Raw genomic sequence first — 20,473 nt, forward strand, 5'->3', positions numbered from 1 at the left:
AGGCAACCATGAACACAACCACACTGAGGCCAGCGTTTCTTGCTGTCCTGGTCAGCATATCGATCGGCATGGCACAGGCTGATGACGATAACCGGTCCGGCGCATTTGGCATTTCACTGCCGTCGGTCAACGACAGTGCGTTCGGCTACGGCAAAAACGTCAGCGGCGCGGTATCTGACAAGCTCTATTACACCCTCGGCGGAGGCTCCGTAATTTCCCAGCCAGCCACGCGCAGCAGCATGCGCAAACTGGGAATGGATTTAGGCTGGAGCAGTGACCTGATGTGCGGCAATTTCGATCTTAAAACTACAGTGGGTAACCAGCTGAACGGCGTGACCAGCGGCTATAAAAACCTGATGAGCGACGTTATTCAGGGGGCCACCGGCGCGGTCGCCAGCCTGCCGGCCATGGTAATACAGCGCGCCAATCCGGGCCTGTACGACATGCTGACCAATGGCGTGCTGCAGGGAAGCGTTGCATTTGATAAGGCCCAGCTTAACTGTCAGAACATGTCCAAACGCATGATGAACTTTGCTGGCAACAACAAGTGGAACCAGAGCGCAGTCATGGATGAGTATAAATCGCTTGTCAACAGTGGCGATGCCGACGCGGTACGCGTTAACAACGCCTCTGAAAAGCTGCAGGGCAAGTCCGGACAGAACTGGATAGGTGGACAGAAGCGCGGCGGGCAAAATCAGCCGGCCATTCGTCCTACGCACGATCTGGCCGCCGCCGGCTACAACATGATGAACAGCCAGCCCGTGTTAAGCAACACGCCAATCAGCAACAGCAGCTGCAACGGCGGTGCGTGCGCAAAATATGGCAGCGCAGAAGAGGCGGCAAAAGCCGTGGTCCAGGTGGTTGGCGACAGCTCACTGCGTACCTGCGCTGATGCATCCCAGTGCACCAGTGGCGATGACGAACAACAGCCGGGAGCCACTCAGGCCGGCACCGGCTTTGCCCCCATTCTTGAGGAAACAACAAAAGAGAATACGGATCAGCTTGTGAAACTGGTTAACGGATCTGAGCCGCCCAACGCCACCAACCTGGCGAAGCTTAAAACCGGCAGCCTGCCAATCACAGCCGGCGTCATCAGGGCGCTGCAGCGTGATCCTGACAATGCCGCACTCACAGCCCGGCTTGCGGGCGAGCTGGCAATGGCTGATACGGTAGAAACGGCGCTGATTATGCGCCGTATGATCGTCACCGGCATGTCAGAGCCGAACGCCGCCTCCCAGACAGCCGCCATTGAAGAAGGCGACCGCCGGGTAACTGCCATCGACAGGGAAATTACCGCGCTGCGTAACGAAATGGAGCTCAAACGCGAGCTGTCCCGCAACTCCGTGCTGACCATTATCGAGCGCGAAAATGGCCGCGTAAACAGCAACCCGCAGACCCAAAGCGATGACAACACTGACAGCCGCATGAACCGCTTGGCGGTGCCTGAGACTGAAAGCAAATGAGCGAGGCCCGCACCATGAAACCTGTAAAGGAGGCGCGCCGCGCCTCGTTTTTCCGTCGTCATCCCGTTCTGCAGCGCACGCTGATTATTGCCGGCACGCTGCTGGTTCTGATGCTGGGCGCGATGGTTATGGCAGACAGTGTGATCAAAAATCCTGACCAGGCGGCCGCCTTCAGCAAGTGGATGGAACAGGCGAAATACGGCTGGATGATGTGGCGCCTGACGATATACGGCGCCCTGACGTGGGGATTTTTGAAAATCCTGCGCGCGCCGGGCTTCAGGTCGCAGTACCGGCAGCCGCTTATGCGGATTGCCGCCGTCAGCGTTATTTTTGCTCTGGTGTGTGAACTGGTGCTGCTCAGCGGCACGGGAGCGTCATAATGCTGACTAACAGTTACCTGGAGTATTTTCTGACCCTGCTCGGCTGGGTCATTAATAACGGCCTGTGGAATATCCTGCTCAGTACCGGCCTTTTTGCCGCCCCGGTGGCCTTTCGTCTTATCGGCATCTGGCTGAAGGTCCGGGAGGAAGGTGAAGATGAGGGAAACAAGGGCGCACTGTCCATTCCCCGGATGGAGCACGCCATTTACACCTCCTTTCTGGTCATAATTGCCTGCTGCATGCCGCTGATGAACGTGGACATGAGCACCATCAAATATGATGCCTCCCGCGCGCAGACGTGTGGCACCTGGACTCCCAAGGCGCCGGACGACACCGGCTATTCGCCCGTGATCTCCAGCCTGAACGACCAGACGGCCGCCGCTCCCGTGTGGTGGTATCTGATGCACAAGCTGGCAAAGGGTATTACTCAGGCGTCCGTCGCCACTATTCCCTGCCGTCCTGACATGCGCCAGATCCGCTTTGAGGTGCAGCATACGCGCATAAATAACAAGGGGCTCGCCGAGGAGCTGCAGGATTTCACCAACGACTGCTATTCCCTGGCACTGTACATGTGGAAGCGCGAGGATCAGGGGCAGACGAAGGATAAATCCACCCTGCGCGACATTGAGTGGATTGGCAGTAAGACGTTTCTTGGCAGCTATTACGGCAGCCTGCAGTCAAAAACGCCCCGCGCCGCATTTCCGTGGAGCGAAAGCCGGGACAGCGGACGGCCGGACACCGGCCGGGGCGGCTATCCGACCTGCAGCGAATGGTGGAGCAAGGCCGAAACCGGCCTTCAGGCCCGCGTCGTGGACCAGGCTGATCCGAGCTTATGGACCCGCCTCTCGGCGGCCATGACCATGATCGGCGGCAATGCGACCGACTACCGGGAGGCCGTAATACGCCGCCTGGTGAGCCCGGAAAGCCTGACGGTTTCACAGGGCGGCCACGTCTATGCCGGCTACGGCGGCAATGCGGATTTCACCCTGGATAACTCGGTGTCGCGCGTCGCGGCGATCGGCGGAACCGCGCTGGGAAGCGTCGCGGCATTTCCGGCGTTTGACGCCATGCGGCAGGCGTTGCCTATGGTTCAGGCCGTACTGCTAATGGCCGTGGTGGTGGTTCTGCCGCTTATTCTGGCCTTCTCAGCATATGAGATTAAGACGGTTATCACGCTGACGTTTGTGGTATTCGCTCTGAACTTCCTGACGTTCTGGTGGGAGCTGGCGCGCTGGCTGGACAGCTGGCTGCTGACGGCGCTCTACAGCTCGGACACGCACAGCAGCTTCAACATGGCCGGCTTCCAGAATAGTTCGGATGATCTGATCATGAACTTCGTGATGGCAACCATGTTTCTGGTGCTGCCGGCGTTCTGGATGGGTGCGCTTTCATGGGCAGGTATCAGAGTGGGTGGTGCACTCGATGGCGCACTCAGAAACGGAACTTCGCAAGTACAGCAAGCAGGAGGTAGTGCAGCTGAATTAGCAAAAAAAGCAGTTAAGCTCTAAAAAATTGATCACAAGCGGCAAGGATGCTGCTCTTAGTCATCTTCATCATCTAAATCCAGCCGTGACGATGTGACATTTGCGCTTTCAGGACCACTGTACATACCAAACCCTTCATTGCCATCACGATATTGGTGTCCAGCTAAAGGCTCAGAAGTATCAGAATCTTCAGAGCTTGCAATGATGATGTTACTTAACATGTAAATAAAAACGCAGCTCAAAAGCACGATAGTGCCTAAAACCAGCCCGCTCATAAGTACTAATATGGCTAATATGATTCCGATAAGAGGTACAGGCAGGCGTCCTATAAAAGACGGCATGCCGTGCCGCACAGTCCAACTTACTGAAGCTGAATTGAGAGTTTTGGCCGTTCTGGAAACGCTCTTATAGAATGCAGCCGCCTTAGCTCCTCTTTTAAATGCTGTTTTGTTCACTCTCACCCCCCTGTCCTTCCGGATCACTGTTAATGAGATGGCGCTGCGTAATCCTAATCACCTGACGCTCTGAGATGCCGCATATTGAAGCTGTCTCCCTGATGCTCATCCCGTTTTGCAGACGCAACTTAATGACATTCTGATGCATCTGAAGATTCGGCTGACGACCTTTGAATTTTCCGCTCTCTACTGCCTTAACTATTCCTTCGCTCTGCCGGCGACGTCTGTCCTGATAGTCTTTGCGTGCAATAGCTGCAAGCATATCCAGCATCATTGCATTTATAGCGCGCAACATGGCGGCCGTGAATTCGTCTCCGCGATGGTTCTCGAACGCGATATAACTTGTGGGCAGGTCCAGGCTGATGATCGACAGGCTTTTACTGCTTATAAGCTCTTTAAGTGTTTTCCAGCCATCATCATCAAGGCGGGATAAGCGATCAACCTGTTCAATCAGTATCGCATCACCCGGAGCCGCGTTCTCAAGCAGTCGCATCAGCTCAGGTCGCCTCAGTGACGCGCCAGATACATTCTCAACGTACCAACTGGCAATCCGGTGTCCACGTTCGGCAACAAACTGCTGAAGACGATTTCTGGCGCGGTCAGCGTCCTGCTCTCGCGTGGAAGCACGCAGATAAGCAAAAATGTACATTTTTTACCCCTAAATGACTTTTAGGTTATGACTAAAGATAGTATGACTTTTATATCATGACTTAAAGGTAAAAACGCCTATTTTTAGGGGGTGACATTTGGGTATACTCAAATGTCATTCATAAATGACAAAAAAACCGCCCCATGTGGGCGGTTTTCCGGTGGAAGCAAGTTAGCGCTTGGTTCCACATGCTGCAGAGGCATTAAAACTACATATTAGTAAAAACAAGTTAGCGCTTGATTTCACTTGCAGCTTATATGCTCTAACTGCAGTAGGTACTACTAGGACCGTGAATTCAACAACACAATTGTTGAACAAATTGACGCCAACGTCAAGTATTGGAAAGCTTCCCACATGTTGAGCAAGTTCTGACGATCCCAATGCCTAACCATAAATTTGATTTGTATGTTAGAGGAAGAATCGTATAATCCGCCTGTTACTTGTATTCACTCAACAGAGAAGTTGAATAAAGCAGCTCAGCCAGGGTTAAACTTGAACATGCTGATATAACAGCAAATTCAGTAACCATCGTTATGTTAACCGAGACAACTATAGTGCGACCTAGTCGTATCGTTCATGAAGATTGAGCAGGAGCAACAAGTTCGATTCTTTATGGAAACTATCATGTCACCAACTAAGAGGATGCCAGCATGTGTAATTCATTTTGTGCAGCCCCTCTTAGCGAGGGGCTAGCACGCTAATTTAAGCGCATCATCGGTGGACGACGACGATCACCGATTGATGAATACGATAAAATACCGGGTGATTTGCGCCTTTAGCGAGGTGAGTGGGGGTTAAGTGATGAACCCACTTTCTGAGCTGGGACTGTGAATTCAACAATCTGGTCTTCCCTGATTGGGTGTCCCCTACACACTTACTGACGGCAGCTCGCCTAACCCGCGAGGTAAGTAAGATGAGTAAGAAGAAGAGTAATGTTAGTAAGGTGAAAAACGGCGCAGTTGCAGTATTGGTAAGTTTGATGCTGCATGTCGTGGGGCAATCTCCGGAACCAGGAAAGCCAGAAATGAGCTTTACTGGAAACCAGCTTTTCCATGTGACCGTCATTAACGGAAACGTGATAAACGGCAATGTGACGATGACATCTCCCCCTCCTCTAGCGAAGTAGAAGTAAAGGCGAAGCCCCCGTTGAGGGGGCTTTTCCATTTCATGACGAAAATACTGCAATTGTCCTTTCTAACTCAATTCAAACTGCAAAAGCTCTGATATGACTCATTTGTCTATCTAGGCTTTCAATATCTACTCGTTTTAGTGAACTATAATGGTACTGCCGTGAACTATAAATTATAACTATACCATTGAATAGAAAGAATTTTTTCAACCTCTTATTCTAGAAAGAGGTTACTAAAAAGACTTACAGTCTTTTTAGTAACCCGGCATACTCGTTAAAAATCGAAATGCACATTAACGAGGATGTGGCTATGTCATTAGAAAATAAGGTAAAGTTGTTAGAGCGCGTAGCAAAAATTTCCGACAAACTGACTAGGCTCTCGCTATCGCTTGCCGTTCTATTACTTGTTTACTACGTTGTACTGGGGCAATGATATGACACCTCTATGGAAACCAATGCCGTATTATGTGATGCGTGATCTTTGTTTTTTAAAAAACTTAAAAAGAAATAAAGTATCGACAGGAGTCTCAGCTTTAAAAATATTCATTCTGATTTGTTTAAAATCTGAAAAAAATGAACAGGGCATTTATAGTTCGTCACTTACATACGATCAAATAAATGAATACTGCTCATTGAGCAGAAAACTTATTAGTGAAGGTCTTAAGTGCCTTGAGACAAATAAAGTTATTGAGATTCTTGGGGATAGAAAAAAAACATATGTCTTATTAAACTGTAGAAAAAATGAAGGCCAGTTATCTTTATCACGATTTAATACTTCAAATGGACATTGGTGCAAACTTCCATATAGAAGCTTTATCAATGAGCATGGAGATATAATACCTTTTAAATCAATAGGTAATAGAAATTTAGTTGAGTTAAATGCTCTAAAGATTTACCTGTATGTACTTATGGTACGTTCTGGCGGAAAAGCACACTCTACGGTAACTTTAAAAACTATTAAATCTAGGCTAAATTTATCGTATCAAGAGATCATGATAGCGATTCCATTCCTTAATACGGTGGGATTTCTTGAAAAAGTAAATATTGGTCCTAACTCTATAGGGCACTATGAAGAAACTTTCTCGATCATGTTCCTTGTGTATGGTTGGGAGAGTTTAGAATGGAGGCCTCACTATATTTCAAATGATGATGATGACTGGAAAAATGATCTATTTGATAAAATCCTCTAATATATTTCACCGGCATCACTTGGAATTATTGCTAATGCTAAATTCAGTTTAACTTATTGATTTTCAAATCTTTTATATTCTTCATGGCTATCTGAAAGACGCGGGATATCAATATTTGATAGGAGTAGAACATGCCGGTATCCTTCAAAAATTTTCCAGTGAAGTTCCTCCAAATTCTCTAGCATTATTTGACAACCTTCTTCACTTAATCGTCTAAAACCATGCCTACGATAAAAGTTATGAGAAAGATCATTTCTTGCTTCTTTAGCTTTTTCAATGAGGACGCAGTTTTCTTCGTTTATAACACCTAAACTCTTTAATCTTTTAATTAGTTTTTCAAGCGTAAATCTATCAATTAATTCGAACTCTTTTCTCATGTCATCAACACATTGTCCGCTTTTAAAACCATAATCTAAACACACATTAACTAATTCAACCTCCAGCAGCTGCGCTGCTTCAGATGCTTGACCAAACTTCCTGTAAACATTATCTAAAGTTGTCATTTTATTATCGCTACCTGTCTTTGAATAAAAAAAATTAATTTTGATGTGCTTTCTGGACTGGCTATAAGATACCAGATATTTGAGCAAGGATTGCTTCGAGCAAAGCATGGGTTGCTTCCTGCCGCTGAGTTCCGCCCAATATGTCAGGGTTAACGCTGCCAATAACCTGCATAATCTCAGCCATAGTAGTCTTCTCGTCAAGCAACTCGGTCAGCAGATACGGAATCCTTTCATCCTGCATGAACAGTGCATATGACCTGCCCCCAGGATTAAATACAAAAGTCAGTTAGTAATGTCGGATCCTTCACACTCAGAATTACCATTTCTCCAGCTCGCTGCAAATTCAGACGGCGTCTGATAATTCAGAGTGTACTGATTATCAGCCGAATAACGTAGCTATAGTAGAAACGTTGCCCCCTCCCCTACTCCCCTCTAAAGACCACACAAAATGAGCTCTCTCCTTAAAACTCACCCATACATTGATATGAAATACAGTCAGATATTTTCTACAAAATACCTATATATCAACAATATGAAAAAATTTGTGTATATACACGTGCATACACACTTAATCTTTCATGCATATACTTATGTATATACATTGACAATTAGCATAGTGCCTGTAATATGCATATACCTTTGTATATACATAGAGACTCCAAATGAAAAAGCCCTACATAATTTCTTTTGCAAACAGTAAAGGTGGCGTGGCTAAGACAACCAGCTGTATTGCTGTGGGTTGCGCACTGGCTGCTGCAGGTTATAAGACTCTGCTAGTTGACTTGGATCATCAGGGTAACCTTAGTGATGACGTTGGCCGAGGTGAGGAGGATTTTACAATCACCGATCTCTTTGAAGACCCCAAGTTTGATACAAACAAGCTGGTTTATACCGCTCTTGATGGTGAAACCGTTATTCAAAACCTAGATGTCATACCTGCCGACATTACCCTTGCTGTTGAGGCGCGTAGTGCCGAACGCTTTCGTCACCGTTTAAATATTCTGGACGAAGGACTAAGCAGACTTAAAACAACATACGATTTTATACTTATCGATCTTCGACCAGCTATCGACCTAAGTATTGAGAATGCTCTTCTTATAACCGATAAAATTGTCGTGCCTGTAGACATGGATCGCAGGGCTGTGAAAGGTATAGATGATTTATTCCAGGTGGTACGAGAAGTAAGACGTAACGAAGATTTTGTATATACACTTGTAAAGACAAAAGTTAACGAATCCCACTCAAAAATGAAAAAAGCTATTGATGGTTACATCAGTGATGCTGGTTACAGAGTAGCAAAAACTGAAATACGTCAGAGCGAACTTTTTAAGCAGGCTACCGAGGTTCATCGGCCAGTGATGATGTTTGCTAAAAACGAACGTCCTTACCGTGACTATAAAGCGCTAACACAAGAGCTTCTGCAGCAGATTGAGGAGGCTGAAAGTGGCAAGAAGTGATCGTATAGCTAAGGGTGTCACGCGTGTAACTGAGCGAAGAAATATTACTACTGGCAAACAAATGAATCTTCGGCTGACTGGCCTTGATGATGACGCTCTGTCGATGCTGGTTGAAAAAGTTCAGGAGAAATTGCCTCAAAAAAACATTACTCGTTCGCGAGTTCTCAGGGCAGCTTGTTATCTTGAAGACGATAAGTTCATTGAAAAGCTTGCTCAGCTACTTGTTGAAAACACATAATTTTAGTAGCGCAATGTATATACAAATGAATATACATTGCGCCACATCGATTTAGCTTCCTCACGTTAAGCAAAGAACAGGCAATCTCATCGAGCTCTCTTATGTATATACAGATGGGTATACTTAAATGCAGATTTATGCATATGCAAATGTATATACATAAAACCTAGTCAATTTAACTTCCTGACGTTAACTAAAGAACAGGCAATCTCATCGAGCTCTCTTATGTATATACAAATGGGTATACTTGAATGCAGATTTATGTATATGTATATGTATATACATAATAGAATTAAATACGATACAAATCTTGAAGTTAAAGCTCCTAGTGCATTAAACACTTTATTAGAATGATGTAACTAACATAAATGTGATCAGCTCCATCTTTATATAGCTAGGTGTATTATTTAGCGATGGGCAATTCCTTCAGGCTTGTTGTATATCTGGGCGACAGCATTTCTCTTTTCATCTGCCAGGGGTTATCAACTCCTTGCCCGGCAAACCAAACCTTCCCAAGCCCGGATTTATTGATTGTATCCAGAGCTGCCATCAAGGCATCCGCATTGGCTTTAGGCTGGTTTTCACTAAACATATCAAGCTGTGCGATTCCGGATTGGTAAAAATCACCTAACATGATGCCTGCTTTGGCATATCGATAACCATCACGCCATATGCTATCTAAGCCCCTGATAGCAAAACCCACGATGTCACGCGTATCACTGGTTGGATATTCACAGGTTAAGGATGAAGTATTAGCATACTGAGGTTCATCGCCATAGCGGCCAGTGGCTATAAAGACACTGATGTGCCTACATTTTGAACCCTGCTCTCGAATTTTTTCTGCCGCTCGGGTGGCATACGTTACAACCGCATGCTGCATGTCCTCCAGCCCAGTTATGCGCTGTCCAAATGACCTGGAGCATACAATCTGTTGTTTGGGTGGGGGAGCCTCTTCAAGAGCTATACAGGACTCTCCATTCAATTCTCGAACTGTACGCTCAAGAACGACGTTAAAATTTTTTCTTATCATCGTGGTGTTGCAATTAGCCAGATCCAGCACCTTGTTAATGCCCATGGCCTCCAGCCGTTTTCTGATACGCCCTCCGACACCCCAGACTTCATCTATGTCAACTATCGCCATCAGTTTGCGCTGACGTTCCGGGCATGAGAGATCAACCACGCCATTAGTTTTACTCCATTTCTTAGCCGCATGATTAGCCAGCTTAGCCAAGGTTTTTGTAGGCCCAAAACCAACGCCAATTACTAATCCGGTTTCTTTCTTAACACGGCTACGCATTTGAAGACCAAATTCCTCTAAAGGCATGTAACTGGCAATACCGGTACAGTCCAAAAAGCTTTCGTCGATCGAATAAATTTCCTGACCAGGTGCCATATCCCCAAGAATCGACATCATACGATTGCTCATATCGCCGTTTATGTGGAATACAGATTCAACAGCTTAATTAATAACCGCCTCAGAGCACACGTGCTTTAGGAATGTCTGACCAGCGCGTGGTCCAGGCAGGGCTAAGCATTTCACGCTTCATTTTCCATTCCATGCTAATCCCCTGTCCGGCAAACCACACATTTCCCAGTCCTGACTGGTTAATGCCGTCCAATACCTTCATCAGCTGTGCGCTGTTAGCCCGTGGCCGATTATCGTCAAACAGATTTAGCTGGCTTACGCCGTTCGGCGTGAAGTTATCAAGCATAATGCCGGCTTTCATGTACCGGCGCCCCTCAAGCCAGATACGATCGAGTGACCGCATCGCAGACTCAATGATGTCCCGCGTGTCCTGTGTTGGTAGTGTCAGCTTCTCACCGGTGCTGTTTCCGTAAAACATCTCACCGCTTGCATGTGGTGACGTCCGGATAAACACGCAGATGTTGCGAGAGTACTGACATTCCCCGCGCAGCTTTTCCGCTGCGCGTGCAGCATACTGACACAGTGCCTGCTGCATGGCTGTTTTTGTAGTAATGCGCTCTCCGAAGCTGCGGCTACAGACTATCTGCTGTTTTGCCGGCGGAAGCTCTTCCGGATAGATGGCGGCGTAAGCAGGATTCATTGGCAGCAGTGCCACCCTCGGGATCAGCTGCAGGCGCTTAACTGTGAACTCACCGCCAACCTCGGCAATGACGATGTCGCCATGCGTGGGTGGCTCCGCGCGATCGACCACCATAACATCACCGTCATAAAGCCCCAGCTCCTGCATGCTGTTGCCACTGGCCCGTACGAAGAATGTGGACGCCCGTCTGCGAATACAGAGTTCATTCAGGTCCAGCTCTTTCTCTACATAATCCTGAGCAGGGGAGGGAAAGCCGGCTGAGCAGGGATCTGCGTACAGCGGTACCTTTACCTTGGGGTCGTTTGCGGGAGGGGGCGGAATCCTACGCTAAGGCTTTGGCCAGCGATATTCTCCGGTGAGATTGATGTGTTCCCATCCGAGCGGCGAAACATGGGCCAAGAGATCGGGCGATAGCAGCTTTCCATCGCGTTTCTGGTTTGCAACGACCTCGCCGAGCTTCATGGTGTTCCAGAAGATGATGATGGCGGCGAGCAGATTCATGCCGGCGATGCGGTAATGCTGGCCTTCGGCGGAACGGTCGCGGATTTCACCGCGGCGGTGGAAGCTGATTGCCCGCTTCAGCGCATGATGAGCTTCGCCTTTGTTGAGCCCGATCTGGGCACGCCGTTGGAGTTCGGCATCCAGAATCCAGTCGATCATGAACAGGGTGCGCTCGACGCGACCGACTTCCCGCAGGGCTGTCGCGAGCTCGTTCTGCCGCGGATAGGAGGCGAGTTTCCGCAGAATCTGGCTTGGCGCGACGGTCCCGGCAGCAATGGTGGCGGCGATGCGCAGGATGTCGGGCCAATTGCGCTCGATCATGGCTTGGTTGACCTTTCCGCCGATCAACGCTCGCAGGTGCGCCGGGGCGGCCGACGGATTGAACGCGTAGAGCCGTTTGGATGGCAGGTCGCGGATGCGCGGAGCGAACCGGTAGCCGAGAATGGCACATGCGGCAAAGACGTGATCGGTGAAGCCGCCCGTGTCGGTGAACTGCTCGCGGATATGGCGTCCAGCATCGTTCATCAGCAGGCCATCGAGGATGTAAGGCGCTTCGCTTGCCGTTGCAGGAATCACCTGGGTTGCGAACGGCGCATATTGGTCGGAGACGTGGCTATAGGCTTTCAGGCCCGGGGTATTGCCATATTTCGCGTTGACCAGGTTCATGGCCTCACCTTGCTCTGTAGCGACGAAGAACTGTCCGTCGCTCGAAGCCGACGTGCCCATGCCCCAGAACCGGGCCATGGGTAACGCTGCCTGTGCCTCGACCACCATGGCCAGCGCCCGGTCATAGGCTTCGCCCTCGACATGCCACCGTCCAATGCGGATCAATTCCCAGAAGGTGTGGGTGTTTGTCGCATCCGCCATTTTGCGCAAGCCGAGGTTGATCCCTTCCGCCAAGATAACGTTCATTAGCCCGATCCGGTCAGCGCAGGGTGCTCCTGTGCGCAGATGGGTGAACGCTTCGGTGAAGCCGGTCGCCGCATCCACCTCCAGCAGGAGATCGGTGATGCGCGTGGGCGGGATCTGCTTGTAGAGATCGAGCACCAGATCTTCGGCGCCTGTCGGCGCGGCGGCTTCGAGTTTCTCGATATGCAGAACGCCGTTTTCAATCGACCCGCCCGGGATCGTGCCTGCGCGAGCGGCACGGCCAAGCTCGCGCAACCGCATGTCGAGGCGAGCTTGCCGGTCTGCCAGCCATTCCTCCGGCCGCAATGGCACAGCGAGACGACCGCCTTCCGCGATGGATTGTGCCGGAACGAGTGCGTGTTTCAGATCGCCATAGCGCCGGGACCTAGTAAGCCAGACATCTCCGGAGCGGAACGCATCGCGCAGATGGAACAGCACCGCGATCTCCCATAGGCGAGCGTCGCCAGCCCTCTGGGCCCGAAGGTGGCGATGCCATTTCGAGCTGGGCCGCAAGAAGCTGGTCATCGCGGCATCGTTCAAACCGGTACGAAGGGCCGTCACCGCTTCCAGAAGCGGCAGTGCAACGGGCGCAGCTCGCAGATCGAGCAGGCGCAACATGCGTGGAGCGTATCGGCGGAAGCGGTGATAACCGTCGAGCACATGATTGAGCGGATCGTCGGCCATGGTGGCGGTCAGCCTGGTTGCCATTGCAACAAGGGTTTTTAAGCCGTCCCACCCTGACCCACTCGCGATGACATCGCCCAGCGGCTGGCCATCATCCTGTGCATCGACCAGGGCGCCCCCGATCTCGGCGAAGGATTTCAGGGTGTCACGCACCACCCCCGCTTCGTCTGCGACCTTTGCATGGCAAATACGCTCCGAAGCACGGTAGAGACGGCCGACGATCCGGTCGTGGGTTTCGACCACTGCGTCGGCCAACATCGCCTGCCATTCCGAGACGCAAACAGCCAAGATCGCAAGCCGCCTGTCCTCCGGGAGATCGCGCATGCCGTCGGCATAATACCGTTCACCCTGCCTGCGCAGACGAGTCACCCGATGGGCAGGAACGCCGGCAAGCAGATCCTCGGGGAGATCGATGCGTTGCAGATATTCGAGCCGGTCGAGCAGCCGGTTGGCCGACGAAGAGTTCGAGCCAGGCTCGAACTGGCGCAGCCACACAAAACGGGTCACCCGATCATCAGCCGTCTCCTCGAGCAATGCCAGCAACTGTTCTCGGATCGACATAGGCAGCCGACTGGCGATCCTCGTCTCGATGCGTCGCTCGGCATCGACGAGAGCCGCGGCACAAAGCCGCTCGATCGTGGATGTCGCGGGAAGGACAGTGCGGGTGCGTCGGCACTCGGCTACGAAGCGACGGGCGATATCCTCGTTCGACACCGCCATCTCGGCTTCTCGGAACAACCATTCCTTCAGCTCGCTCGCACCACGTCCGGAGAAGGTGCGGAAGCCGTAGAGCCCCCGTAACTCGGCAAGATGCTCGTGCCGTGTTTCCTCGCGGGCAGCATAGTCTACGAGATCGTCGGCACCCAGGCCAAGCTGCGCTCCGATAAATTCGATGACCTCTGCAGGGATCAGTTCGCCTGGAGCCAGCACCCGGCCGGGATAGCGCAGGACACACAATTGCAGGGCGAAGCCGAACCTGTTGTGAGCGCGCCGACGCAGCCTGATATGCCCAAGGTCTTCATCACTCAGCGTATAGTGCTTGAGCAAATCCGTCTGTGAAGTCGGCAAGCGCAACAGCGCGTCTTTCTGCCGATCGGTTAGAGTGACGCGACGCGGCATACATGTTCCTTTTTCAAAATCTGATAGCGTTCAAGACGCTTTGTTTATGAAGCTGGTTGAGATACATTTCCAGAGGTCAATGCAATCGTGGCCGAAGCGCCGCCTCAAACCAACGTTTGTGATACATGCTGATCGGATATGCCCGCGTCTCCAAAGCCGATGGCTCGCAGTCTCTCGACCTGCAGCACGACGCCTTGCGCGCCGCAGGTGTCGAACGGGACAATATCTATGAGGCACTGTTGCAAAGTTAGCGATGAGGCAGCCTTTTGTCTTATTCAAAGGCCTTACATTTCAAAAACTCTGCTTACCAGGCGCATTTCGCCCAGGGGATCACCATAATAAAATGCTGAGGCCTGGCCTTTGCGTAGTGCACGCATCACCTCAATACCTTTGATGGTGGCGTAAGCCGTCTTCATGGATTTAAATCCCAGCGTGGCGCCGATTATCCGTTTCAGTTTGCCATGATCGCATTCAATCACGTTGTTCCGGTACTTAATCTGTCGGTGTTCAACGTCAGACGGGCACCGGCCTTCGCGTTTGAGCAGAGCAAGCGCGCGACCATAGGCGGGCGCTTTATCCGTGTTGATGAATCGCGGGATCTGCCACTTCTTCACGTTGTTGAGGATTTTACCCAGAAACCGGTATGCAGCTTTGCTGTTACGACGGGAGGAGAGATAAAAATCGACAGTGCGGCCCCGGCTGTCGACGGCCCGGTACAGATACGCCCAGCGGCCATTGACCTTCACGTAGGTTTCATCCATGTGCCACGGGCAAAGATCGGAAGGGTTACGCCAGTACCAGCGCAGCCGTTTTTCCATTTCAGGCGCATAACGCTGAACCCAGCGGTAAATCGTGGAGTGATCGACATTCACTCCGCGTTCAGCCAGCATCTCCTGCAGCTCACGGTAACTGATGCCGTATTTGCAGTACCAGCGTACGGCCCACAGAATGATGTCACGCTGAAAATGCCGGCCTTTGAATGGGTTCATGTGCAGCTCCATCAGCAAAAGGGGATGATAAGTTTATCACCACCGACTATTTGCAACAGTGCCAACAATGTGTCCGGTCGCTACCAGATGGACTTTGTGGGCGGAGGATTGCACCAGACGCTTCAGCGCAGCGTCGTACGATGAATCGGAAGGCCCGGTAAGCAATTGAAGAACCGCTGACCACCTCCCATCCGACAATGCAAGGGTGCCCCGCTCCCAGCGCGACACGGTTGCCTGATCCACACCCATTAATTCAGCTAGGTGACTTTGCTTCATATGACGAAGCAACCGCGCCCTCCGCACCTGCCGCCCCCTGTCATTCGTCAACATTCTTCAGCACCTCAATGTCGTTCGTAGTGAGCCTCATTTTTTCAAGACCGCCGATGATGAGAGCCAGGCCTCGCTCGAATGCCGCGTCCGGACCGCCTTCGTAGACGATTTTCATCGCGCTCTGTAGGCGCGCCGGCATCGTAGACGCTGAGGTGGTCAACTGATCTTCGCCCCGCTCCTCGGCGTCTGCCTCGCTAGCTTGCTGCTCAAGAACAGCGCCGACGGTGAAGTAGCTGATTGCCATCAACGCATAGGTCGCGTCACCTGCCGAAAAGCCAGCATCGCAAAGGAAGCGAAGCTGCGCGTCGGCTTTTTCCATCTGCGGCGCGGCTGGCCGCGTCCCGGCATGAATACGCGCGCCATCGCGATAAGCGAGCAACGCCCGTCGAAAACTGCATGCATTGCCCTTCAGGAACGAACGCCAGTCGTCGTCATCCCTTGGCGTCGAATGCGTGTGATTTATCGTCAGCATGGCTTCGGCAAGTGCGTCGAGCAACGCACGCTTGTTCTTGAAATGCCAGTAGAGCGCTGGCTGTTGCACCCCGAGGCGCTCAGCCAGTCGGCGCGTCGTTAGACCTTCCATGCCCACGTCGTTAAGCAGTTCGAGCGCGGTTCGGATCACGGCCTCGCGTTGGAGCTTGTTCATTCGCGAATTCTCATGTTTGACAGCTTATCATCGATAAGCTTTAATGCGGTAGTTTATCACAGTTAAATTGCTAACGCAGTCAGGCACCGTGTATGAAATCTAACAATGCGCTCATCGTCATCCTCGGCACCGTCACCCTGGATGCTGTAGGCATAGGCTTGGTTATGCCGGTACTGCCGGGCCTCTTGCGGGATATCGTCCATTCCGACAGCATCGCCAGTCACTATGGCGTGCTGCTAGCGCTATATGCGTTGATGCAATTTCTATGCGCACCCGTTCTCGGAGCACTGTCCGACCGCTTTGGCCGCCGCCCAGTCCTGCTCGCTTCGCTACTTGGAGCCACTATCGACTACGCGATCATGGCGACCACACCCGTCCTGTGGATCCTCTACGCCGGACGCATCGTGGCCGGCATCACCGGCGCCACAGGTGCGGTTGCTGGCGCCTATATCGCCGACATCACCGATGGGGAAGATCGGGCTCGCCACTTCGGGCTCATGAGCGCTTGTTTCGGCGTGGGTATGGTGGCAGGCCCCGTGGCCGGGGGACTGTTGGGCGCCATCTCCTTGCATGCACCATTCCTTGCGGCGGCGGTGCTCAACGGCCTCAACCTACTACTGGGCTGCTTCCTAATGCAGGAGTCGCATAAGGGAGAGCGTCGACCGATGCCCTTGAGAGCCTTCAACCCAGTCAGCTCCTTCCGGTGGGCGCGGGGCATGACTATCGTCGCCGCACTTATGACTGTCTTCTTTATCATGCAACTCGTAGGACAGGTGCCGGCAGCGCTCTGGGTCATTTTCGGCGAGGACCGCTTTCGCTGGAGCGCGACGATGATCGGCCTGTCGCTTGCGGTATTCGGAATCTTGCACGCCCTCGCTCAAGCCTTCGTCACTGGTCCCGCCACCAAACGTTTCGGCGAGAAGCAGGCCATTATCGCCGGCATGGCGGCCGACGCGCTGGGCTACGTCTTGCTGGCGTTCGCGACGCGAGGCTGGATGGCCTTCCCCATTATGATTCTTCTCGCTTCCGGCGGCATCGGGATGCCCGCGTTGCAGGCCATGCTGTCCAGGCAGGTAGATGACGACCATCAGGGACAGCTTCAAGGATCGCTCGCGGCTCTTACCAGCCTAACTTCGATCATTGGACCGCTGATCGTCACGGCGATTTATGCCGCCTCGGCGAGCACATGGAACGGGTTGGCATGGATTGTAGGCGCCGCCCTATACCTTGTCTGCCTCCCCGCGTTGCGTCGGGCCACCTCGACCTGAATGGAAGCCGGCGGCACCTCGCTAACGGATTCACCACTCCAAGAATTGGAGCCAATCAATTCTTGCGGAGAACTGTGAATGCGCAAACCAACCCTTGGCAGAACATATCCATCGCGTCCGCCATCTCCAGCAGCCGCACGCGGCGCATCTCGGGCAGCGTTGGGTCCTGGCCACGGGTGCGCATGATCGTGCTCCTGTCGTTGAGGACCCGGCTAGGCTGGCGGGGTTGCCTTACTGGTTAGCAGAATGAATCACCGATACGCGAGCGAACGTGAAGCGACTGCTGCTGCAAAACGTCTGCGACCTGAGCAACAACATGAATGGTCTTCGGTTTCCGTGTTTCGTAAAGTCTGGAAACGCGGAAGTCCCCTACGTGCTGCTGAAGTTGCCCGCAACAGAGAGTGGAACCAACCGGTGATACCACGATACTATGACTGAGAGTCAACGCCATGAGCGGCCTCATTTCTTATTCTGAGTTACAACGGCACTGTTGCAAAGTTAGCGATGAGGCAGCCTTTTGTCTTATTCAAAGGCCTTACATTTCAAAAACTCTGCTTACCAGGCGCATTTCGCCCAGGGGATCACCATAATAAAATGCTGAGGCCTGGCCTTTGCGTAGTGCACGCATCACCTCAATACCTTTGATGGTGGCGTAAGCCGTCTTCATGGATTTAAATCCCAGCGTGGCGCCGATTATCCGTTTCAGTTTGCCATGATCGCATTCAATCACGTTGTTCCGGTACTTAATCTGTCGGTGTTCAACGTCAGACGGGCACCGGCCTTCGCGTTTGAGCAGAGCAAGCGCGCGACCATAGGCGGGCGCTTTATCCGTGTTGATGAATCGCGGGATCTGCCACTTCTTCACGTTGTTGAGGATTTTACCCAGAAACCGGTATGCAGCTTTGCTGTTACGACGGGAGGAGAGATAAAAATCGACAGTGCGGCCCCGGCTGTCGACGGCCCGGTACAGATACGCCCAGCGGCCATTGACCTTCACGTAGGTTTCATCCATGTGCCACGGGCAAAGATCGGAAGGGTTACGCCAGTACCAGCGCAGCCGTTTTTCCATTTCAGGCGCATAACGCTGAACCCAGCGGTAAATCGTGGAGTGATCGACATTCACTCCGCGTTCAGCCAGCATCTCCTGCAGCTCACGGTAACTGATGCCGTATTTGCAGTACCAGCGTACGGCCCACAGAATGATGTCACGCTGAAAATGCCGGCCTTTGAATGGGTTCATGTGCAGCTCCATCAGCAAAAGGGGATGATAAGTTTATCACCACCGACTATTTGCAACAGTGCCATCTATGATGATCTTGCTTCCGGCGGTCGTGATGATCGCCCTGGCTTGACTGCCTGCCTCAAGTCATTGCGTGACGGCGATGTGCTGGTGGTCTGGAAGCTCGATCGCCTCGGACGATCGCTTGCCCATCTGGTCAACACGGTGAAGGAGCTGTCAGACCGCAAGATCGGCCTGCGGGTTCTGACTGGAAAGGGCGCTCAGATCGACACCACGACTGCGTCCGGTCGCATGGTGTTCGGAATCTTCGCCACCTTGGCCGAGTTCGAGCGGGATCTGATCCGAGAGCGCACCATGGCGGGTCTCGCCTCCGCGAGAGCGCGCGGTCGCAAGGGCGGACGAAAATTCGCGCTCACCAAAGCTCAGGTGCGTCTCGCGCAAGCCGCCATGGCCCAGCGCGATACTTCAGTTTCCGATCTCTGCAAGGAACTCGGCATCGAGCGCGTCACTCTCTACCGATATGTCGGTCCCAAAGGCGAGCTCAGAGACCATGGAAAGCATGTTCTCGGACTTACGTAGTGGACTTGCCTCGGTTTCGTTCCGGTCTTTTTGAGAGCATTATTTGTTATCAAGGAGACCATATATGTCATTAAAGCATAGTGATGAATTTAAGCGTGATGCAGTTCGCATAGCACTCACTAGTGGCTTAACACGCCGTCAAGTTGCGTCAGATTTAAGTATTGGGCTTTCCACGCTTGGGAAATGGATCGCATCAATTTCCGATGAAACTAAAATTCCTACCCAAGACACTGATCTTCTGCGTGAGAATGAACGTTTACGCAAAGAGAACCGTATCCTTCGGGAGGAGAGGGAGATATTAAAAAAGGCAGCAATATTTTTCGCAGTACAAAAGCTGTGAGATTTCAGTTTATTACGGATTACCGTGGCTCTCTCTCACGTTCACGCATATGTCGTTTGATGGGCGTAACAGATCGTGGTTTACGTGCATGGAAACGCCGTCCTCCATCACTGCGCCAGCGTCGTGATCTTATACTTCTAGCGCATATACGTGAGCAGCATCGGTTGTGTTTGGGGAGCTATGGTAGGCCGCGTATGACAGAAGAGTTGAAAGCGCTGGGCCTGCAGGTTGGGCAGCGTCGGGTTGGACGTTTGATGCGCCAGAATAACATTACAGTTGTTCGAACGCGTAAATTCAAACGGACAACGGATAGTCATCATACCTTCAACATTGCACCGAACCTATTAAAACAAGACTTTAGCGCAAGCGCACCCAACCAGAAATGGGCAGGCGATATCACTTATGTTTGGACCAGAGAAGGATGGGTCTATCTTGCTGTTATCCTTGACCTGTATTCCCGTCGCGTGATTGGCTGGGCAACAGGTGATCGATTAAAGCAGGATCTTGCATTAAGGGCACTGAATATGGCGTTGGCTTTACGCAAACCACCACCGGGTTGTATTCAACACACAGACCGTGGGAGCCAATATTGCGCTCATGAATATCAAAAGCTACTGCTCAAACATCAATTGCTGCCGTCCATGAGCGGGAAAGGCAATTGTTTTGATAACTCCGCAGTAGAAAGCTTCTTTAAATCATTAAAGGCTGAGTTGATTTGGCGCAGACACTGGCAAACAAGGCGAGATATTGAGATTGCAATCTTCGAATATATAAATGGCTTTTATAATCCACGCCGAAGACATTCAACACTCGGCTGGAAATCGCCGGTGGCATTTGAGAAAAAAGCCGCTTAA

At 51.6% G+C, this 20,473-nt stretch carries 22 protein-coding genes and 1 pseudogene; 11 read left to right on the forward strand and 12 right to left on the reverse strand.

Going from position 1 to position 20,473, the window contains the following annotated elements; translation table 11 throughout:
• The first annotated feature begins 8 nt into the window (after positions 1 to 8).
• From ACXKZG_RS23775 to ACXKZG_RS23785, 3 genes are read left to right on the forward strand one after another with little or no spacing between them, the layout of a single operon-like run.
• On the forward strand, positions 9 to 1,463 hold the full coding sequence (locus ACXKZG_RS23775) for an integrating conjugative element protein (protein WP_140034358.1): 1,455 nt from the start codon (positions 9 to 11) through the stop codon (positions 1,461 to 1,463).
• Positions 1,464 to 1,477: 14 nt separating this feature from the next.
• A complete protein-coding gene (locus ACXKZG_RS23780; RefSeq protein ID WP_110412225.1) occupies positions 1,478 to 1,843 on the forward strand; it encodes a hypothetical protein in 366 nt (121 codons plus the stop codon).
• Entirely contained in the window at positions 1,843 to 3,351 is a 1,509-nt protein-coding gene (locus ACXKZG_RS23785; RefSeq protein WP_110412218.1) for a conjugal transfer protein TraG N-terminal domain-containing protein, read from the forward strand. The genes ACXKZG_RS23780 and ACXKZG_RS23785 overlap by 1 nt, the downstream gene beginning before the upstream one ends.
• 32 nt (positions 3,352 to 3,383) lie before the next feature.
• On the opposite strand, the gene ACXKZG_RS23790 is transcribed toward ACXKZG_RS23785, so the two are convergent.
• On the reverse strand, positions 3,384 to 3,782 hold the full coding sequence (locus ACXKZG_RS23790; RefSeq protein WP_110412217.1) for a hypothetical protein: 399 nt from the start codon (positions 3,780 to 3,782) through the stop codon (positions 3,384 to 3,386).
• The gene (locus tag ACXKZG_RS23795) at positions 3,763 to 4,431 is read right to left on the reverse strand and encodes a recombinase family protein (protein WP_192073411.1); all 669 of its coding nucleotides are present in this window, start codon (positions 4,429 to 4,431) and stop codon (positions 3,763 to 3,765) included. The genes ACXKZG_RS23790 and ACXKZG_RS23795 overlap by 20 nt, the downstream gene beginning before the upstream one ends.
• A 913-nt stretch (positions 4,432 to 5,344) precedes the next feature.
• On the opposite strand from ACXKZG_RS23795, the gene ACXKZG_RS23800 reads away from it, so the two are divergent.
• Together ACXKZG_RS23800 and ACXKZG_RS23805 are read left to right on the forward strand one after the other, a co-directional pair.
• Positions 5,345 to 5,557, forward strand: a complete 213-nt coding sequence (locus tag ACXKZG_RS23800) for a hypothetical protein (protein WP_192073410.1) — start codon at positions 5,345 to 5,347, stop codon at positions 5,555 to 5,557.
• A 437-nt stretch (positions 5,558 to 5,994) separates the two neighbouring features.
• A complete protein-coding gene (locus tag ACXKZG_RS23805; protein WP_244641256.1) occupies positions 5,995 to 6,750 on the forward strand; it encodes a hypothetical protein in 756 nt (251 codons plus the stop codon).
• 53 nt (positions 6,751 to 6,803) lie between these two features.
• On the opposite strand, the gene ACXKZG_RS23810 is transcribed toward ACXKZG_RS23805, so the two are convergent.
• Together ACXKZG_RS23810 and ACXKZG_RS23815 are read right to left on the reverse strand one after the other, a co-directional pair.
• A complete protein-coding gene (locus tag ACXKZG_RS23810; protein WP_192073409.1) occupies positions 6,804 to 7,253 on the reverse strand; it encodes a hypothetical protein in 450 nt (149 codons plus the stop codon).
• 61 nt (positions 7,254 to 7,314) lie between these two features.
• Positions 7,315 to 7,494, reverse strand: coding sequence for a hypothetical protein (locus ACXKZG_RS23815; protein ID WP_192073408.1), 180 nt, complete (start codon positions 7,492 to 7,494; stop codon positions 7,315 to 7,317).
• Between the two features lie 421 nt (positions 7,495 to 7,915).
• On the opposite strand from ACXKZG_RS23815, the gene ACXKZG_RS23820 reads away from it, so the two are divergent.
• A complete protein-coding gene (locus ACXKZG_RS23820; protein ID WP_187493225.1) occupies positions 7,916 to 8,710 on the forward strand; it encodes a ParA family protein in 795 nt (264 codons plus the stop codon).
• The gene (locus tag ACXKZG_RS23825; RefSeq protein WP_128755156.1) at positions 8,697 to 8,948 is read left to right on the forward strand and encodes a hypothetical protein; all 252 of its coding nucleotides are present in this window, start codon (positions 8,697 to 8,699) and stop codon (positions 8,946 to 8,948) included. The genes ACXKZG_RS23820 and ACXKZG_RS23825 overlap by 14 nt, the downstream gene beginning before the upstream one ends.
• Positions 8,949 to 9,351: 403 nt before the next feature.
• On the opposite strand, the gene umuC is transcribed toward ACXKZG_RS23825, so the two are convergent.
• From umuC to ACXKZG_RS23840, 3 genes are read right to left on the reverse strand one after another with little or no spacing between them, the layout of a single operon-like run.
• On the reverse strand, positions 9,352 to 10,386 hold the full coding sequence (umuC, locus tag ACXKZG_RS23830) for a translesion error-prone DNA polymerase V subunit UmuC (protein ID WP_316248559.1): 1,035 nt from the start codon (positions 10,384 to 10,386) through the stop codon (positions 9,352 to 9,354).
• Positions 10,387 to 10,423: 37 nt separating this feature from the next.
• A complete protein-coding gene (gene umuD, locus ACXKZG_RS23835) occupies positions 10,424 to 11,335 on the reverse strand; it encodes a translesion error-prone DNA polymerase V autoproteolytic subunit (protein ID WP_488876439.1) in 912 nt (303 codons plus the stop codon).
• A gap of 6 nt (positions 11,336 to 11,341) precedes the next feature.
• Positions 11,342 to 14,227: a Tn3 family transposase gene (locus ACXKZG_RS23840; protein WP_001138082.1), complete on the reverse strand. Its 2,886-nt coding sequence runs from the start codon at positions 14,225 to 14,227 to the stop codon at positions 11,342 to 11,344.
• Between the two features lie 125 nt (positions 14,228 to 14,352).
• On the opposite strand from ACXKZG_RS23840, the pseudogene ACXKZG_RS23845 reads away from it, so the two are divergent.
• A pseudogene (locus ACXKZG_RS23845) lies at positions 14,353 to 14,466 on the forward strand (recombinase family protein); the annotation flags it as partial.
• Positions 14,467 to 14,511: 45 nt separating this feature from the next.
• Here the strand turns inward: ACXKZG_RS23845 and ACXKZG_RS23850 are convergent.
• Genes ACXKZG_RS23850 through tetR(C) form a run of 3 tightly spaced genes read right to left on the reverse strand, consistent with a single transcriptional unit; the run spans position 14,512 to position 16,192 of the window.
• The gene (locus ACXKZG_RS23850) at positions 14,512 to 15,216 is read right to left on the reverse strand and encodes an IS6-like element IS26 family transposase (RefSeq protein WP_001067855.1); all 705 of its coding nucleotides are present in this window, start codon (positions 15,214 to 15,216) and stop codon (positions 14,512 to 14,514) included.
• Between the two features lie 36 nt (positions 15,217 to 15,252).
• Positions 15,253 to 15,546, reverse strand: a complete 294-nt coding sequence (locus ACXKZG_RS23855; RefSeq protein ID WP_089591181.1) for a helix-turn-helix domain-containing protein — start codon at positions 15,544 to 15,546, stop codon at positions 15,253 to 15,255.
• Positions 15,533 to 16,192, reverse strand: coding sequence for a tetracycline resistance transcriptional repressor TetR(C) (tetR(C), locus tag ACXKZG_RS23860; RefSeq protein WP_001038045.1), 660 nt, complete (start codon positions 16,190 to 16,192; stop codon positions 15,533 to 15,535). The genes ACXKZG_RS23855 and tetR(C) overlap by 14 nt, the downstream gene beginning before the upstream one ends.
• A gap of 92 nt (positions 16,193 to 16,284) precedes the next feature.
• Between tetR(C) and tet(C) the strand changes: the two genes are divergently transcribed.
• On the forward strand, positions 16,285 to 17,460 hold the full coding sequence (gene tet(C), locus ACXKZG_RS23865) for a tetracycline efflux MFS transporter Tet(C) (protein ID WP_000841448.1): 1,176 nt from the start codon (positions 16,285 to 16,287) through the stop codon (positions 17,458 to 17,460).
• A 55-nt stretch (positions 17,461 to 17,515) separates the two neighbouring features.
• On the opposite strand, the gene ACXKZG_RS23870 is transcribed toward tet(C), so the two are convergent.
• Positions 17,516 to 17,644, reverse strand: coding sequence for a type VI secretion protein (locus ACXKZG_RS23870; RefSeq protein WP_001260374.1), 129 nt, complete (start codon positions 17,642 to 17,644; stop codon positions 17,516 to 17,518).
• Between the two features lie 351 nt (positions 17,645 to 17,995).
• Positions 17,996 to 18,700 (reverse strand): IS6-like element IS26 family transposase, encoded by a 705-nt coding sequence (locus ACXKZG_RS23875; RefSeq protein ID WP_001067855.1) that lies wholly within the window; start codon positions 18,698 to 18,700, stop codon positions 17,996 to 17,998.
• A gap of 24 nt (positions 18,701 to 18,724) precedes the next feature.
• Between ACXKZG_RS23875 and ACXKZG_RS23880 the strand changes: the two genes are divergently transcribed.
• Together ACXKZG_RS23880 and ACXKZG_RS23885 are read left to right on the forward strand one after the other, a co-directional pair.
• Positions 18,725 to 19,279, forward strand: a complete 555-nt coding sequence (locus ACXKZG_RS23880) for a recombinase family protein (protein ID WP_096207643.1) — start codon at positions 18,725 to 18,727, stop codon at positions 19,277 to 19,279.
• Positions 19,280 to 19,343: 64 nt separating this feature from the next.
• A protein-coding gene (locus tag ACXKZG_RS23885; RefSeq protein ID WP_085959879.1) for an IS3-like element IS1133 family transposase occupies positions 19,344 to 20,473 on the forward strand; the annotation gives its coding sequence in 2 pieces (ribosomal slippage) (positions 19,344 to 19,590 and positions 19,590 to 20,473; 1,131 coding nt in all).

It is taken from the genome of Erwinia sp. 2186 (assembly GCF_057812255.1).